This is a genomic window from Pseudomonas aestuarii (genome assembly GCF_027988105.1).
Taxonomy (GTDB): domain Bacteria; phylum Pseudomonadota; class Gammaproteobacteria; order Pseudomonadales; family Pseudomonadaceae; genus Aquipseudomonas; species Aquipseudomonas aestuarii.
Genome location: NZ_JAQJZJ010000001.1, coordinates 503,990 through 518,490 on the forward strand (window position 1 = coordinate 503,990; position 14,501 = coordinate 518,490).

The 14,501-nt window shown below is 61.1% G+C and carries 19 protein-coding genes; 9 read left to right on the forward strand and 10 right to left on the reverse strand.

The features are described from left to right. Positions 1 to 92: 92 nt before the first annotated feature. The 10 genes from PH586_RS02255 to PH586_RS02300 all read right to left on the reverse strand — a co-directional run bounded on the left by PH586_RS02255 (position 93) and on the right by PH586_RS02300 (position 7,215). Complete coding sequence (locus PH586_RS02255) at positions 93 to 365, reverse strand: HPr family phosphocarrier protein (protein ID WP_271346145.1); 273 nt, start codon at positions 363 to 365, stop codon at positions 93 to 95. Positions 366 to 377: 12 nt separating this feature from the next. After that, positions 378 to 1,235 carry an RNase adapter RapZ gene (rapZ, locus tag PH586_RS02260; RefSeq protein ID WP_271346146.1) on the reverse strand — a complete coding sequence of 286 codons (858 nt, stop codon included), beginning with the start codon at positions 1,233 to 1,235 and terminating at the stop codon, positions 378 to 380. 2 nt (positions 1,236 to 1,237) lie between these two features. Next, positions 1,238 to 1,711 carry a PTS IIA-like nitrogen regulatory protein PtsN gene (gene ptsN / locus PH586_RS02265; protein WP_271346147.1) on the reverse strand — a complete coding sequence of 158 codons (474 nt, stop codon included), beginning with the start codon at positions 1,709 to 1,711 and terminating at the stop codon, positions 1,238 to 1,240. A gap of 15 nt (positions 1,712 to 1,726) precedes the next feature. After that, complete coding sequence (gene hpf, locus PH586_RS02270) at positions 1,727 to 2,035, reverse strand: ribosome hibernation-promoting factor, HPF/YfiA family (protein WP_079203139.1); 309 nt, start codon at positions 2,033 to 2,035, stop codon at positions 1,727 to 1,729. A 189-nt stretch (positions 2,036 to 2,224) separates the two neighbouring features. Further along, entirely contained in the window at positions 2,225 to 3,733 is a 1,509-nt protein-coding gene (locus PH586_RS02275; protein WP_271346448.1) for an RNA polymerase factor sigma-54, read from the reverse strand. A gap of 133 nt (positions 3,734 to 3,866) precedes the next feature. Then, positions 3,867 to 4,592: an LPS export ABC transporter ATP-binding protein gene (lptB, locus tag PH586_RS02280; RefSeq protein WP_271346148.1), complete on the reverse strand. Its 726-nt coding sequence runs from the start codon at positions 4,590 to 4,592 to the stop codon at positions 3,867 to 3,869. 2 nt (positions 4,593 to 4,594) lie between these two features. Then, the gene (gene lptA / locus PH586_RS02285) at positions 4,595 to 5,137 is read right to left on the reverse strand and encodes a lipopolysaccharide transport periplasmic protein LptA (RefSeq protein ID WP_271346149.1); all 543 of its coding nucleotides are present in this window, start codon (positions 5,135 to 5,137) and stop codon (positions 4,595 to 4,597) included. Continuing rightward, on the reverse strand, positions 5,124 to 5,693 hold the full coding sequence (gene lptC / locus PH586_RS02290) for an LPS export ABC transporter periplasmic protein LptC (RefSeq protein WP_271346150.1): 570 nt from the start codon (positions 5,691 to 5,693) through the stop codon (positions 5,124 to 5,126). Before lptC ends, lptA begins: the two co-directional genes overlap by 14 nt. An 8-nt stretch (positions 5,694 to 5,701) precedes the next feature. Beyond that, positions 5,702 to 6,241 carry a KdsC family phosphatase gene (locus tag PH586_RS02295; protein WP_408636732.1) on the reverse strand — a complete coding sequence of 180 codons (540 nt, stop codon included), beginning with the start codon at positions 6,239 to 6,241 and terminating at the stop codon, positions 5,702 to 5,704. After that, positions 6,241 to 7,215, reverse strand: a complete 975-nt coding sequence (locus PH586_RS02300) for a KpsF/GutQ family sugar-phosphate isomerase (RefSeq protein ID WP_271346151.1) — start codon at positions 7,213 to 7,215, stop codon at positions 6,241 to 6,243. The genes PH586_RS02295 and PH586_RS02300 overlap by 1 nt, the downstream gene beginning before the upstream one ends. Before the next feature lie 282 nt (positions 7,216 to 7,497). Between PH586_RS02300 and PH586_RS02305 the strand changes: the two genes are divergently transcribed. From PH586_RS02305 to hisD, 9 genes are all read left to right on the forward strand, one after another. Beyond that, entirely contained in the window at positions 7,498 to 8,307 is an 810-nt protein-coding gene (locus tag PH586_RS02305) for an ATP-binding cassette domain-containing protein (protein ID WP_271346152.1), read from the forward strand. Continuing rightward, entirely contained in the window at positions 8,307 to 9,104 is a 798-nt protein-coding gene (gene mlaE / locus PH586_RS02310; RefSeq protein ID WP_271346153.1) for a lipid asymmetry maintenance ABC transporter permease subunit MlaE, read from the forward strand. Before PH586_RS02305 ends, mlaE begins: the two co-directional genes overlap by 1 nt. After that, entirely contained in the window at positions 9,104 to 9,571 is a 468-nt protein-coding gene (mlaD, locus tag PH586_RS02315) for an outer membrane lipid asymmetry maintenance protein MlaD (protein WP_271346154.1), read from the forward strand. Before mlaE ends, mlaD begins: the two co-directional genes overlap by 1 nt. Positions 9,572 to 9,585: 14 nt before the next feature. Beyond that, entirely contained in the window at positions 9,586 to 10,224 is a 639-nt protein-coding gene (locus tag PH586_RS02320; protein ID WP_271346450.1) for an MlaC/ttg2D family ABC transporter substrate-binding protein, read from the forward strand. Further along, complete coding sequence (locus PH586_RS02325) at positions 10,221 to 10,529, forward strand: STAS domain-containing protein (RefSeq protein ID WP_271346155.1); 309 nt, start codon at positions 10,221 to 10,223, stop codon at positions 10,527 to 10,529. Before PH586_RS02320 ends, PH586_RS02325 begins: the two co-directional genes overlap by 4 nt. Before the next feature lie 186 nt (positions 10,530 to 10,715). Then, complete coding sequence (locus tag PH586_RS02330) at positions 10,716 to 10,955, forward strand: BolA family protein (RefSeq protein WP_172144079.1); 240 nt, start codon at positions 10,716 to 10,718, stop codon at positions 10,953 to 10,955. A 12-nt stretch (positions 10,956 to 10,967) separates the two neighbouring features. Then, positions 10,968 to 12,233: a UDP-N-acetylglucosamine 1-carboxyvinyltransferase gene (gene murA, locus PH586_RS02335; RefSeq protein WP_271346156.1), complete on the forward strand. Its 1,266-nt coding sequence runs from the start codon at positions 10,968 to 10,970 to the stop codon at positions 12,231 to 12,233. Between the two features lie 77 nt (positions 12,234 to 12,310). After that, complete coding sequence (gene hisG, locus PH586_RS02340) at positions 12,311 to 12,946, forward strand: ATP phosphoribosyltransferase (protein ID WP_271346157.1); 636 nt, start codon at positions 12,311 to 12,313, stop codon at positions 12,944 to 12,946. 171 nt (positions 12,947 to 13,117) lie between these two features. Continuing rightward, positions 13,118 to 14,428 (forward strand): histidinol dehydrogenase, encoded by a 1,311-nt coding sequence (gene hisD / locus PH586_RS02345; protein ID WP_271346158.1) that lies wholly within the window; start codon positions 13,118 to 13,120, stop codon positions 14,426 to 14,428. The last annotated feature ends 73 nt before the right edge of the window (positions 14,429 to 14,501 follow it).

Sequence of the window (14,501 nt, forward strand, 5' to 3'; positions counted from 1 at the left end):
TGTATCGCGGCAATTTGGACATGTCCGGTTACGGAGCGCCGAACTGTTCGACAGGCGCGTTATCGAGTGGGCACGCCTAACCCAACCTACGGCTATTCGCCTTCGTCGAAGTAGTTGTTGATCAGTTCGATCAGGGCCTTGAGTGCGTCATCGTCCTGCTCACCTTCGGTGTGCAGGTGAATTGGTGTGCCCTTGCCTGCTGCGAGCATCATGACCGCCATGATGCTTTTGCCGTCCACCAGGCTCTCCGGTGCGCGGCCGACCTTGACCGTGCAAGGGAAGCGCCCGGCGACACCGACGAACTTGGCGGCTGCGCGTGCATGCAGGCCCAGCTTGTTGATGATGGTGACTTCGCAGGAGGGCATCGCGGCAGTTCCTTAGCTAAGGTCGCGGTGGCGAACCTGGACGTTCTTCAAGATGGGTTTCAGGGTCTCGCCGAGGCGATTGGCCAGGTAGACCGAGCGGTGATGACCGCCCGTGCAGCCGATCGCCACGGTGACATAGGCGCGGTTGCTGGCGGCGAAGCGGGGCAGCCATTTCTTCAGGTAGGCGAGGATGTCCTGGAACATTTCTTCGACATCGGCCTGCGCCGCCAGATAGTCGGTCACCGGCTGATCGAGCCCGGAGAAGTCGCGCAGGTCCGGCTTCCAGTAGGGGTTGGGCAGGCAGCGCACATCGAACACCAGGTCGGCATCCACCGGCATGCCGCGCTTGAAGCCGAATGACTCGACCAGAAAGGCCGTGCCCGGCTCCGGCTGGTTGAGCAGGCGCAGTTTCAGGCTGTCGCGTAACTGGTAGAGGTTGAGGTGGGTGGTATCGATCTGCAGGTCGGCGAGGTCGGTGATCGGCCCGAGCAGCAGGCTTTCATCGGCGATGGCCTCGGCCAGCGAGCGGTTCTCGTTGGTCAGCGGATGGCGCCGGCGGGTCTCGGAAAAGCGCTTGAGCAGGGTTTCCTCATCGGCATCCAGGTAGATCACGTCGCACTTGATATGCCGCGCCCGCACCTCGGCGAGGATTTCCGGGAAGCGCTTGAGCTGGCTGGGCAGGTTGCGCGCGTCGATCGATACGGCGACTTGCGGATGCAGCAGTTCGGTATCCTGCAGGGTGCGCTCCGCCAGTTCGGGGAGCAGGCCGGCCGGCAGGTTATCTATGCAGTAGAAGCCGTTGTCCTCAAGGACGTCGAGGGCAGTGCTTTTGCCGGAGCCGGAGCGACCGCTGACGATGATCAAGCGCATGGTCAGGCCTGGTTGAGTTGGCTTTGTACATCCACCACGACCTGATACAGCGCGTCGCTGCTCTGGGCTTGGCGCAAACGCTCACGCACATCGCTGCGGTCGAGCATGCTGGCGATCTGGCGCAGCAGTTCCAGGTGTTCGTCGGTGGCCGCTTCCGGTACCAGCAGGACGAACAGCAGGTCGACCGGGGCGCCGTCGATGGCGTCGAAGTCCACCGCTGAATCCAGGCGCAACAGGGCACTGATCGGTGCATTGCAACCCGGCAGGCGACAGTGCGGAATGGCAATGCCATTGCCGAAACCGGTCGAGCCGAGTTTTTCGCGGGCGATCAGGCTTTCGAAAATGTCTTGGCCGTCCAGGTCGGGCAGTTCGCGTGCCACCAGGTTGGCTATCTGTTCGAGTACACGTTTCTTGCTGCCTCCCGGCACGTTCACTAGGGAACGGCCGGGGGTCAGGATATTTTCGAGTCGGATCATGGGAGGGAGGCGATCTCAGCGGGCCATTGCGCCCTGCTGGCGGTCGATCTGCTTTTCCTTGTGCTTGATGAGTTGACGGTCGAGTTTGTCGGTCAGTAAATCGATGGCTGCGTACATGTCGTCGTGTTCGGCATTGGCGACCACTTCACCGCCGGCGATATGCAGGGTCGCTTCGATTTTCTGCTTGAGCTTCTCGACCTCCATGGTGACTTGCACGTTGGTGATCTTGTCGAAATGGCGCTCCAGTCGACCGAGTTTTTCGTCGATATAGTCGCGCAGGGCGTCGGTCACATCCAGTTGGTGTCCACTGATGTTGACTTGCATACCGTTTCTCCTTGTTGCCGCGGATGAGAGACAGGCTATCGGGCCTATCACCGGAATACTTTGGCGTGAAAGACGCTAGCAAGGCGCGCCTGGCTCTGTCGCTCGGATCTTGGCAGTGTGGCTGCTATCGAGAGAGCGAGGCCGGGGATGTTGTGTGCCTTGTTTGTGGGTCTTTCGTCGAGTGCCACCTTACATCAATCGCTTGCGCTCACTGGAGGGCGCTATACCGAGCGATTCACGGTATTTTGCGACTGTGCGGCGGGCTACTTGTATGCCCTGTGCCTCCAGTAAACCAGCGATCTTGCTGTCACTCAACGGCTTTTTTGCATTTTCCGCGGCGACCAGTTTTTTGATGATGGCGCGGATCGCCGTCGACGAGCATTCGCCGCCTTCGGAGGTGCTGACGTGGCTGGAGAAGAAATATTTCAGCTCGTAAATGCCCCGCGGGGTGTGCATGAACTTTTGCGTGGTGACCCGCGAAATGGTCGACTCATGCATGCCCACCGCCTCGGCGATGTCGTGCAGGACCAAGGGCTTCATTGCCTCGTCGCCGTAATCGAGAAAGCCGCGCTGATGCTCGACGATCTGGGTGGCGACCTTCATCAGGGTTTCGTTGCGACTCTGCAGGCTCTTGATGAACCAGCGCGCTTCCTGCAGCTGGTTGCGCATGAAGGTGTTGTCGGCGCTGGAATCGGCACGTTTGACGAAGCCGGCGTATTGCGCATTGACCCGCAGGCGCGGCATGGCTTCCTGGTTCAGCTCCACCAGCCAGCGTTCGTTGTGTTTGCGCACGATGACGTCAGGCACCACGTATTCCGGCTCGCTCGACTCGATCTGTGAGCCGGGGCGCGGGTTGAGGCTCTGGATCAGTTCGATGACCTGACGCAGCTCGTCTTCCTTGAGCTTCATGCGGCGCATCAGCTGGCTGTAGTCGCGGCTGCCGAGCAGGTCGAGGTAGTCGCTGGCCAGGCGCTGAGTCTCGGCCAGCCAGGGCGTCTTGGCCGGCAGCTGGCGCAGTTGCAGGAGCAGGCACTCACGCAGATCGCGGGCGGCAATGCCGGCCGGCTCGAACTGCTGGATGCGGTGCAGGACTGCTTCCACTTCGTCGAGCTCGATGTCCAGGTCCGGGTCGAAGGCTTCGACGACTTCCTCGAGGCTTTCTTCCAGATAGCCCTGGTAGTTGATGCAGTCGATCAGGGTGACCCCGATCAGCCGATCCTTGTCGGACATCGGCACCAGATTGAGTTGCCAGAGCAGGTGGCTCTGCAGGCTTTCGCCAGACGACGTGCGAGTAGTGAAGTCCCACTCGTCATCGTCGTTGCTCGGCAGGCTGCTGGCGCTGGTCTGGTAGACGTCTTCCCAGGCGGTGTCGACCGGCAGTTCGTTGGGAATGCGTTCGTTCCATTCACCCTCTTCCAGGTTGTCCACAGTCTGTGGGGTTTCCTGGTGGCTGTTGTCCTGGAAGGACTCTTCCTGCTGCGGGGCGGGCACCGGGTTTTCGGCACCGTCGGCCAGGGGGTTCGAGTTGTCGAAGTCGTCGCCGTCTTCTTCACGCTCGAGCATCGGGTTGGACTCCAGGGCCTCCTGGATCTCTTGCTGCAGATCCAGGGTGGACAGTTGGAGTAGGCGAATGGCCTGTTGCAGCTGCGGTGTCATCGTCAGCTGCTGGCCCATTTTCAGGACTAGCGATGGTTTTATTGCAGACCTTATTTGCCGGCGTCTGTGCGCAATCCACTACAGGGCGCCGTGGCGCCACAAGGAAGCAAATTATATGCCTGATCTGCAGTGGTTTGCCTAGCTCTGGCTGCTATTCGGTAGAGGAAAACCGCTTTTACAGGCGGAACTCGTGTCCCAGGTATACGTCTTTGACCAGTTGATTGGCCAGAATGGCGTCGGCATCGCCTTCGGCGATCAGCTGGCCATCGCTGACGATGTAGGCAGTCTCGCAGATATCCAGGGTTTCGCGGACGTTGTGGTCGGTGATCAGTACGCCGATGCCCTTGGCCTTGAGGTGGTGGATGATCTGTTTGATGTCGCCGACCGAGATCGGGTCGACGCCAGCAAAGGGCTCGTCGAGCAGGATGAATTTCGGATTGGAGGCCAGGGCGCGGGCGATTTCCACGCGGCGGCGTTCGCCACCGGACAGGCTCATGCCGAGGTTGTCGCGGATGTGGCTGATATGGAATTCCTGCAGCAGACTTTCCAGTTCTTTGCGACGGCTGGCCCGATCCAGTTCCTTGCGGGTCTCGAGGATGGCCATGATGTTATCGGCCACGCTGAGCTTGCGGAAAATCGAGGCTTCCTGCGGCAGGTAACCGACGCCCGCACGGGCGCGGCCATGCATCGGCAGGTGGCTGACGTCGAGGTCGTCGATCAGTATGCGGCCCTGATCGGCCTGCACCAGGCCGACGATCATATAGAAGCAGGTGGTCTTGCCTGCGCCGTTGGGGCCGAGCAGGCCGACGATCTGCCCGCTGTCAATGCTCAGGCTGACGTCACGCACGACTTGGCGACCTTTGTAGCTCTTGGCCAGGTGCTGGGCTGTCAAAGTGGCCATTGCTACTGCGCCTGCTGTTCGGCTGGTGGGTTCTTCGGCTGGATCACCATGTCGATGCGTGGCCGCGGCGTAGTGATGTTGGTGCCTGTGGCGCGGCCTGCATTGACGATCTGGCGCTGGGTGTCATAGACGATTTTCTCGCCCTCGAAGGTATTACCTTCCTGGATCACCTTGGCCTGGTCGATCAGCACGATGCGTTCATTCTGGGCGAAATACTGGATGGTCAGGCCGTAGGCCTTGACGATCTGTTTGTCCGCGGACGGCTTCTGTTCGTAATAGGCGGGCTTGCCGACCGAGGTGAAGATTTCGATGTCGCCCTGTGCGTTCTGGGTAATGGTCACAGTGTCGCCGGTGATCTTCAGGGTGCCCTGGGTGATCACCACGTCGCCGCGATAGACCGCGACGCCTTGGCGATCGTCCAGTTCGGCACTGTCGGCCTGGACGCGGATCGGCTGCTCGCGGTCAGTGGGCAGCGCCCAAGCGCAGGTGCTCGCGAGCGCGGCGCTCAAGCTGAGCAAAAGTGGGAAGGTTTTAACGAACCTCATGCAGGCCTCTTACGTTGGACAGCAGGAGCATCCTGCCGTCATTCAAATACGCTTTCATTCCTTGTGCCGTTGTCACTCCATTGGCCGCGACGATTCTAACGGCTTGCTGGGTCTGCGCATATTCCTTATCCGGAAATACGGTAAGACGGCTGGTGGTCAGGATAGTCGGGCGGCCCTTGGCATCGGTGCGTTCAACACGGACGTTGTCGATCAACTCCACTTCCTTGCCTTGTGGCGCCACTTCGGCGCGTTCGCTGCTGACCTTCCAGGGCAGTTCGGTGCCGCGATACAAGTGCAGGAAGGGGCTGCTCAGCAGGGTGATGTCGCTGCTCTTGATGTGCTCCAGCTTGTCGCTGGTCATCTGGTAATGCAGCTTGCCGTCAGCCTGGTATTGCACGGTAGTGGCATTGACCACGTAGAAGTCGATGGTGTTTTCGCCGTCGGCTTGTGCCGGGCGCTCGGAGAAGCTGTCGGGGTTGATGTTCCAGTAGCCGACGGCGGCGAGTAGTGCGGCCGCGAAAGCGTAAAGGATGGGGGGCAGCAGTTTGCGCAGCATAGTGGGCTCTACAGGTAGGCGGCTTGGGCGGCGTCGAGGCTGCCTTGGGCACGCATGATCAGCTCGCAGAATTCGCGGGCTGCGCCTTCGCCGCCGCGGGCCAGGGTCACGCCATGGGCATGCTGGCGCACAAAAGTGTCTGCGCTGGCGACCGCCATGCCCAGGCCAACCCGGCGGATCACCGGAAGGTCGGGCAGGTCGTCGCCCAGATAGGCGACTTGCTCATAGCTTAGGCCGAGTTCGCCAAGAAGTTCGTCGAGAACCACAAGTTTGTCTTCGCGGCCCTGATACAGGTGCTGGATGCCCAGGTTTTTTGCCCGGCGCTCGACCACCGGGGTCGTGCGTCCGCTGATTATGGCGGTGCGCACACCCGAAGCGATCAGCATCTTGATGCCGTGGCCGTCGAGGGTGTTGAACGTCTTGAATTCGCTACCGTCGACCAGGAAGTAGAGTTTGCCGTCGGTGAGCACACCGTCGACATCGAAAATCGCCAGTTTGATGGCCTGGGCACGGTGTTGCAGGTCGGGGTTCATCACGTCAGCGGGCATCACATTACTCCGGCGCGTAGCAGGTCGTGCATATTCAGGGCGCCGACCGGGCGGTCGTCGCTGTCGACCACCACCAGTCCGCTGATTTTGTGGTCTTCCATGATTTTCAGTGCTTCGGCGGCGAGCATCTCGGCGCGGGCGGTTTTGCCGTGTACGGTCATCACGTCATCGATACTCGACTGGCGCACATCGATGCCGCGATCCAGGGTGCGGCGCAGATCGCCATCGGTGAAGACGCCGGCCAGGCGTCCGTCGTCCTCGACGACTACGGTCATGCCCAGGCCTTTCTGGGTCATTTCCAGCAGGGCGTCACGCAGCGAGGTGCCGCGCTGCACGCGAGGCAGGCTGGAGCCGGCATGCATGACATTCTCCACTTTCAGCAGCAGGCGGCGGCCGAGTGCGCCGCCGGGGTGGGAGAAGGCAAAGTCTTCGGCGGTAAAGCCGCGGGCTTCCAGCAGGGCAATGGCCAGGGCGTCGCCGAGGACCAGGGATGCGGTGGTGGAAGAGGTCGGGGCCAGGTTGAGTGGGCAGGCTTCCTGGGATACGCGGGCGTCCAGGTTGACTTCGGCGGCCTTGGCCAGCGCTGAATCGGGGTTGCCAGTCATGCTGATCAGGGTGATGCCGAGGCGCTTGATCAGCGGCAGCAGGGTAACGATTTCCGCCGTCGAGCCCGAGTTGGACAGGGCCAGGACCACATCGTCGCGGGTGATCATGCCCATGTCACCATGGCTGGCTTCGGCCGGATGCACGAAGAATGCGGTAGTGCCGGTGCTTGCCAGGGTGGCGGCAATCTTGTTGCCGATATGCCCTGACTTGCCCATGCCGACCACTACCACGCGGCCCTTGCTGGCCAGGATGAGGTCGCAGGCGCGAATAAAATTGCTATCGATGCGTGGCAGCAGCTCTTCAATCGCCTCGAGTTCCAGGCGAATGGTGCGTTGTGCGGACTTGATCAGCTCGTTGGACTGGCTCATTGGCGTCTTTTAGGCAGGTCGAGTAAAAGGCGGCGATTATAGCGGGAAAGATTCGCGCACTCACCTTTGAATCGTTCGGCGGCTGGCTTTGAGCGCTTTTGACGCTCGCCTGCGGGCAAATGTTCACTGGTGCAGCCGGCGGTTTGTAAACATATGTTCGGCCTTGGGCAGGCTAATTCGGCAATGTTATAGTGCCCGGCCATTTCGCCCGGTCCGGCAACTGCGGTGTCTTAGCAACGCTGGCGGGCGTCTGTCAGGGAGGCTGCATTCCAAGGAGCAGAGATGAGTGCCGAGCAGCAATATGCGGTCGAGCTGAAAAACCTCAGTTTTCAGCGGGGCGACCGCGAGATTTTCAAAAATATCGACATTTGCATTCCGCGCGGCAAGGTCACCGGTATCATGGGGCCTTCCGGCTGTGGCAAGACCACGCTGCTGCGCCTGATCGGTGCGCAGCTCAGGCCGAGCAAGGGCGAGGTGTGGGTCAATGGGCTGAACCTGCCGAGCCTTTCGCGCAGCGAGCTGTTTGACATGCGCAAGCAGATGGGCGTGCTGTTTCAGAGTGGCGCCTTGTTCACCGACCTGGATGTGTTCGAGAACGTCGCGTTTCCGCTGCGTGTGCACACTCAACTGCCTGACGAAATGATTCGTGACATTGTCCTGATGAAGCTGCAGGCCGTGGGTCTGCGCGGTGCGCTGGAGTTGATGCCGGATGAACTGTCTGGTGGCATGAAACGCCGCGTAGCGCTGGCGCGGGCGATTGCCCTCGATCCGCAGATACTGATGTACGACGAGCCTTTCGTGGGCCAGGACCCGATTGCCATGGGGGTGCTGGTGCGCTTGATTCGTTTGCTCAGCGATGCCTTGGGTATCACCAGTATCGTGGTGTCCCACGATTTGGCGGAAACCGCCAGCATTGCCGACTACATCTACCTGGTGGGCGACACCAAGGTGCTCGGTCAGGGCACGCCAGACGAGTTGATGAACTCGGATGACCCGCGTGTTCGCCAGTTCATGCAGGGCATTCCAGACGGGCCGGTGCCGTTCCACTATCCGGCGGCAGGCTACCGCGACGATTTATTGGGGGGGCGCTGATGCGCAAGACATCTACGCTCGAGCGGATCCGTCTGTTTGGTCGCGCCGGCATCGATGCGGTGGCCACGCTGGGACGGGCGACGGTATTTCTGGTGCGTGCGCTGTTCGGCCGCAGTGGGGCCGGCAACCCGCTGCAGCTGCTGATCAAACAGCTGTACTCGATAGGCGTCATGTCCCTGGCGATCATCGTCGTGTCGGGGGTTTTTATCGGCATGGTGCTGTCGTTGCAGGGGTTCAACATCCTGTCTGACTACGGTTCGGAGCAGGCGGTCGGGCAGATGGTCGCCCTGACCTTGTTGCGCGAGCTCGGCCCCGTGGTCACCGCCTTGTTGTTCGCCGGGCGCGCGGGATCCGCGCTGACCGCGGAAATCGGCAACATGAAATCCACCGAGCAATTGTCCAGTCTGGAAATGATCGGTGTCGATCCGCTCAAGTACATCGTGGCGCCGCGCCTGTGGGCCGGTTTCATCTCGATGCCGTTGCTCGCGGTGATCTTCAGCGTGGTCGGTATCTGGGGTGGGGCGATGGTCGCCATCGACTGGCTCGGCGTTTATGAAGGTTCGTTCTGGGCCAACATGCAGAACAGTGTTTCGTTTCGTGAAGACGTGCTCAATGGTGTGATCAAAAGCATCGTGTTCGGCTTTGTCGTTACCTGGATTGCCGTTTTTCAAGGCTATGACTGTGAGCCGACCTCGGAAGGCATCAGTCGGGCTACCACTAAGACAGTTGTTTACGCCTCGCTCGCCGTGCTGGGGCTGGACTTTATTCTGACCGCTTTGATGTTTGGAGACTTCTGATGCAAAACCGCACACTGGAGATTGGTGTCGGCCTGTTCCTGTTGGCCGGGCTATTGGCCCTGCTGCTGCTGGCGTTGCGCGTCAGTGGTCTGACGGTGGGTAGCAGCGATACTTACAAGGTCTATGCGCACTTTGAGAATATCGCCGGTCTAACGGTACGGGCCAGGGTGACCATGGCCGGGGTGACCATCGGTAAAGTGACCGCCATCGATCTGGATCGCGATACCTACACCGGGCGGGTCACCCTTCTGCTGGACAACAGCGTGGACAACCTGCCCGCCGACTCGACTGCCTCGATCCTGACCGCCGGTTTGCTCGGTGAGAAGTACATCGGCATCAGCGTTGGCGGTGATGAAGAGGTGCTCGTCGATGGCAGTACCATCTACGACACCCAGTCTTCGTTGGTGCTGGAGGATCTGATCGGCAAATTCCTGCTCAATTCGGTCAATAAAGACGAGGCTAATTAATGAGGACTGCCACTATGCTCAAGACCCTGCGTAACGGTCTGGTCACTCTGTTATTGGCCATGCCGCTGCTGGCTGTAGCTGCGCCAAGTGCCTATCAGGTGGTGGAGCAAACCACGACCACGCTGCTGGAAGACCTCAAGGTCAATAAAGACCAATACCGCAACGATCCAGCGGCTTTTTATGCCTCGCTGAACCAGATACTTGGTCCGGTGGTGGATGTTGAGGGCATTTCCCGTGGGGTGATGACCGTGCGTTATTCGCGCCAGGCCACGCCTGAGCAGATGCAGCGCTTTCAGGAAAACTTCAAGCGCAGTCTGATGCAGTTCTATGGCAACGCCCTGCTCGAATACAACAATCAGGATATTCGCGTGCTGCCACCCAGTGGCAAGCAGAATCCGCAGCGCACTTCGGTGAACATGGAGATCAAGGACGGCAATGGCACCCTCTACCCGCTGTCCTACACCATGGTCAACCAGGATGGCGGCTGGAAAATGCGCAACCTGATCATCAATGGCATCAACGTCGGCAAGCTGTTCCGCGATCAGTTCGCCCAGTCCATGCAGAACCACAGCAATGATCTGGACAAGGTTATCGACACCTGGGCCGATACCGTCGCCAAGGCCCGTCAGTCTAAATCTACGGGTGAGTCGTGAGTCGGGCCGCCATCGTCGAGCAGTCGCCCGGGCTGTTTCAGCTATCGGGCGTGCTCGATTATCTCAGTGGTCCACTCTTGCGCGAGCAGGGAGGGCGGCTGATTGCCGCCAGCCAGGCGGCCAGCTGTGTGATCGATTGTGGGGCTGTGGACAAGTCCAGCAGCGTCGGCCTGTCGCTGCTGTTGGCATTCATGCGCGATGCCCAGGTGGCAGGCAAGGGTTTGGTGGTGCGCGGTCTGCCCGGGGATATGCGCGAGATAGCCGGTGTCTCCGGGCTGCTGGACGTGCTGCCGCTGGAAGTTTGAGTCTGCTCGCTTGCTCGTCTCCGGTCGGGATAGCCCCGCGTGGGGTTCGCAGGCGAGTGGCTTTTTTTGTATGATGCGCGACCGCGAGCTTTGTAGTCTGTCGGGCTTGCCGCTGTGCTTCTGCGGAAAGTCCTCCAGCTCCCAAGACTCTGCTGTCGTTTTTCAATGCGTTGATCGAGGTTGAGCATGCAGGCCCTAGAAGTAAAAAGCCTCCTGGAGGCCAAACTGCCGAACACCCAGGTGGAAGTTGAAGGCGAAGGCTGTAACTTCCAGCTGAATCTGATTAGTGATGAGCTGGCCGGCCTGGGTCCGGTCAAACGTCAGCAGCAGGTCTACGCTCACCTCAATCCCTGGATTGCCGATGGCAGTATCCATGCGGTGAGCATGAAATTCTTCAGCCGTGCCGATTGGGCCGCGCGCTCCTAAATCGAGAGAGACATGGACAAACTGATTATTACCGGCGGTGTGCGCCTGAATGGCGAGATCCGCATTTCCGGGGCGAAGAATTCCGCCCTGCCGATTCTCGCGGCCACCCTGCTGGGCGATGCGCCGGTGACCATCTGCAACCTGCCGCACCTGCACGACATCACCACCATGATCGAGCTGTTCGGGCGCATGGGCATCGAGCCGGTCATCGACGAGAAACTCAGTGTCGAAGTCGATGCGCGGGCGATCAAGACGCTGATCGCACCCTACGAACTGGTCAAGACCATGCGCGCCTCGATCCTGGTGCTCGGGCCGATGGTGGCGCGTTTCGGTTATGCCGAAGTCGCCCTGCCCGGTGGTTGCGCCATCGGTTCGCGTCCGGTCGATCTGCACATTCGCGGCCTCGAGGCCATGGGTGCGACCATCGATGTGGAAGCCGGCTATATCAAGGCCAAGGCGCCCGAGGGCGGGCTGCGCGGTGCACATTTCTTCTTCGATACCGTGAGCGTGACCGGTACCGAAAACATCATGATGGCCGCCACCCTGGCCAAGGGCCGCAGCGTGCTGGAAAACGCCGCGCGCGAGCCGGAAGTGGTGGACCTGGCCAATTGCCTGATCGCCATGGGCGCGCAGATCAGTGGTGCCGGCACCGACACCATCACCATCGATGGGGTAGAGCGCCTGCACGGTGCGCGCTTTGATGTGATGCCCGACCGTATCGAAACCGGCACCTACCTGGTGGCGGCTGCGGCGACTGGTGGCCGGGTCAAGCTGAAAGACACCGATCCGACCACCCTGGAAGCGGTGCTGTCCAAGCTGCAGGAAGCTGGCGCGGAAATCACCACCGGTAGCGACTGGATCGAGCTGGACATGAAAGGCAAGCGGCCGAAAGCCGTGAACCTGCGTACGGCTCCCTACCCGGCGTTCCCCACCGATATGCAGGCGCAATTCATTGCCCTCAACGCTATTGCCGAAGGTACCGGTACGGTAATCGAGACCGTGTTCGAGAACCGCTTCATGCACGTCTATGAAATGACGCGCATGGGTGCGCAGATCATGGTCGAGGGCAACACCGCGATCGTCACCGGTGTCGACAAGCTCAAGGGTGCCCCGGTCATGGCCACCGACCTGCGTGCTTCGGCCAGCCTGGTCATCGCCGCCCTGGTCGCCGATGGCGATACCCTGATCGACCGCATCTACCACATCGACCGTGGTTACGAGTGCATCGAGGAAAAACTGCAGATGCTCGGCGCTAAAATTCGCCGCGTGCCGGGTTAGGTGATGCTGATCCCAGCGACGCCCAACAACCAGTCCGCATGGGCTGGTCTGGTCCAGTTCCAAAGGAAATCCGCTTCATGCTGACCATTGCGCTATCCAAGGGCCGCATCCTCGACGACACCCTGCCGCTGCTCGCCGCGGCAGGCATTGTGCCGACCGAGAATCCGGATAAAAGCCGCAAGCTGATCATCCCCACCACGCTCGACGACGTGCGCTTGCTGATCGTGCGTGCCACCGACGTGCCGACCTATGTCGAGCATGGCGCTGCGGATCTCGGCGTGGCCGGCAAGGACGTGCTGCTGGAGTACGGCGGCCAGGGTTTGTACGAACCGCTGGACCTGCGCATCGCCCGCTGCAAGCTGATGACCGCCGGTGCGGTCGGCGCGCCGGAGCCCAAGGGTCGGCTGCGCGTGGCGACCAAGTTCGTCAACGTGGCCAAGCGTTACTACGCCGAGCAGGGGCGCCAGGTCGACATCATCAAGCTCTACGGCTCGATGGAGCTGGGTCCGCTGGTGGGCTTGTCCGACAAGATCATCGATGTGGTCGACACCGGTAACACCTTGCGTGCCAACGGCCTGGAAGCCCAGGAGCTGATCGCCCACATCAGTTCGCGGCTGATCGTCAACAAGGCGTCGATGAAGATGCAGCACGCGCGCATCCAGGCGCTGATCGATACCCTGCGCGAAGCGGTCGAGTCGCGACACCCCAGCTAATACCTGCCATGCGGCAATTAGCCGCGTGACCGCCAAGGACGGCGGAAATGCCGAACATGCAGGAGCAATTTTCGGCCGCCTATCCGTGTCATAGCCAATTATCTCGGGCGTCCATGCGGTGGGCTTGGTAGCCTAGCGACGCCCGAGCATTTGCCAATCATGAGGCCCGCTATGACCGCTGCTATCGCCATCCGCCGACTCAACGCCGCCGACCAGGATTTCGCCCGTCATCTGGATCATCTGCTCAGCTGGGAAGGTGTGTCAGACGATGCGGTCAACCAGCGCGTGCTGGAGATCATCAAGGCCGTGCGCGAGCGTGGCGACGCGGCTCTGGTCGAATTCACCGAGAAATTCGATGGCCTCGACGTGGCCTCGATGGCCGACCTGATCCTGCCGCGCGAACGTCTGGAACTGGCCCTGACCCGCATCACCCCGGCACAGCGCCAGGCTCTTGAACTCGCCGCCGAGCGCGTGCGCAGCTACCACGAGAAGCAGGTGCAGGATTCCTGGACCTACACCGAGGCCGACGGCACCGTGCTCGGCCAGAAAGTCACCCCGCTGGATCGCGCCGGCCTCTATGTGCCGGGTGGCAAGGCCTCCTATCCGTCATCGGTGCTGATGAACGCGATTCCGGCCAAGGTCGCCGGAGTGCCGGAAGTGGTGATGGTGGTGCCGACCCCGCGTGGCGAGATCAACGAACTGGTGCTGGCGGCTGCCTGCATCGCCGGGGTCGACCGGGTGTTCACCATCGGTGGTGCCCAGGCCGTGGCGGCATTGGCCTACGGCACCGAAAGCGTGCCGGCGGTGGACAAGATCGTCGGTCCCGGCAACATCTACGTCGCCACCGCCAAACGCCATGTCTTCGGCAAGGTCGGCATCGACATGATCGCCGGTCCTTCGGAGATCCTCGTCGTCTGTGACGGCCAGACCGACCCGGACTGGATCGCCATGGACCTGTTCTCCCAAGCCGAGCACGATGAGGATGCGCAATCGATTCTGCTCAGCCCGGATGCGACCTTCCTCGACCGTGTGGCCGAGAGCATCGCCAAGCTGTTGCCGACCATGGAGCGCGCCGAGATCATCCGCGCCTCCCTCGAGGCCCGTGGTGCGTTGATCCAGGTGGTCGACATGGCCCAGGCCATCGAGGTGGCCAACCGCATCGCCCCGGAACACCTGGAGTTGTCCGTCGCCGATCCCGAGCAGTACCTGCCGCAGATTCGTCACGCCGGTGCGATCTTCATGGGCCGCTACACCGCAGAAGCATTGGGCGACTACTGCGCCGGGCCGAACCACGTGCTGCCGACCTCCGGCACTGCGCGCTTCTCCTCGCCGCTGGGCGTGTATGACTTCCAGAAGCGCTCGTCGATCATTCAGTGTTCCGCCGCCGGTGCGTCCGAGCTGGGCAAGACCGCTTCGGTGCTGGCCCGTGGCGAGTCGCTGACCGCCCACGCGCGCAGTGCCGAGTACCGCATCAAAAGCTAAATGCAGCTTCGTAGGGTGGGTCGGGCCGCGCAGGTTGAGCGCAGCGATACCCATCACAAACGCAACGAATTCG

Bases quoted from the DNA above. Each gene is read 5' to 3' on its own strand.
- murA (WP_271346156.1), top strand. From the start codon at position 10,968: ATGGACAAACTGATTATTACCGGCGGTGTGCGCCTGAATGGCGAGATC.
- rapZ (WP_271346146.1), bottom strand. From the start codon at position 1,235: ATGCGCTTGATCATCGTCAGCGGTCGCTCCGGCTCCGGCAAAAGCACT.
- PH586_RS02300 (WP_271346151.1), bottom strand. From the start codon at position 7,215: ATGAGCCAGTCCAACGAGCTGATCAAGTCCGCACAACGCACCATTCGC.
- PH586_RS02305 (WP_271346152.1), top strand. From the start codon at position 7,498: ATGAGTGCCGAGCAGCAATATGCGGTCGAGCTGAAAAACCTCAGTTTT.
- mlaE (WP_271346153.1), top strand. From the start codon at position 8,307: ATGCGCAAGACATCTACGCTCGAGCGGATCCGTCTGTTTGGTCGCGCC.
- hisG (WP_271346157.1), top strand. From the start codon at position 12,311: ATGCTGACCATTGCGCTATCCAAGGGCCGCATCCTCGACGACACCCTG.
- lptC (WP_271346150.1), bottom strand. From the start codon at position 5,693: ATGCTGCGCAAACTGCTGCCCCCCATCCTTTACGCTTTCGCGGCCGCA.
- PH586_RS02330 (WP_172144079.1), top strand. From the start codon at position 10,716: ATGCAGGCCCTAGAAGTAAAAAGCCTCCTGGAGGCCAAACTGCCGAAC.
- mlaD (WP_271346154.1), top strand. From the start codon at position 9,104: ATGCAAAACCGCACACTGGAGATTGGTGTCGGCCTGTTCCTGTTGGCC.
- hpf (WP_079203139.1), bottom strand. From the start codon at position 2,035: ATGCAAGTCAACATCAGTGGACACCAACTGGATGTGACCGACGCCCTG.
- PH586_RS02255 (WP_271346145.1), bottom strand. From the start codon at position 365: ATGCCCTCCTGCGAAGTCACCATCATCAACAAGCTGGGCCTGCATGCA.
- ptsN (WP_271346147.1), bottom strand. From the start codon at position 1,711: ATGATCCGACTCGAAAATATCCTGACCCCCGGCCGTTCCCTAGTGAAC.
- hisD (WP_271346158.1), top strand. From the start codon at position 13,118: ATGACCGCTGCTATCGCCATCCGCCGACTCAACGCCGCCGACCAGGAT.
- PH586_RS02295 (WP_408636732.1), bottom strand. From the start codon at position 6,241: ATGCCCGCTGACGTGATGAACCCCGACCTGCAACACCGTGCCCAGGCC.
- lptB (WP_271346148.1), bottom strand. From the start codon at position 4,592: ATGGCCACTTTGACAGCCCAGCACCTGGCCAAGAGCTACAAAGGTCGC.
- lptA (WP_271346149.1), bottom strand. From the start codon at position 5,137: ATGAGGTTCGTTAAAACCTTCCCACTTTTGCTCAGCTTGAGCGCCGCG.
- PH586_RS02320 (WP_271346450.1), top strand. From the start codon at position 9,586: ATGCTCAAGACCCTGCGTAACGGTCTGGTCACTCTGTTATTGGCCATG.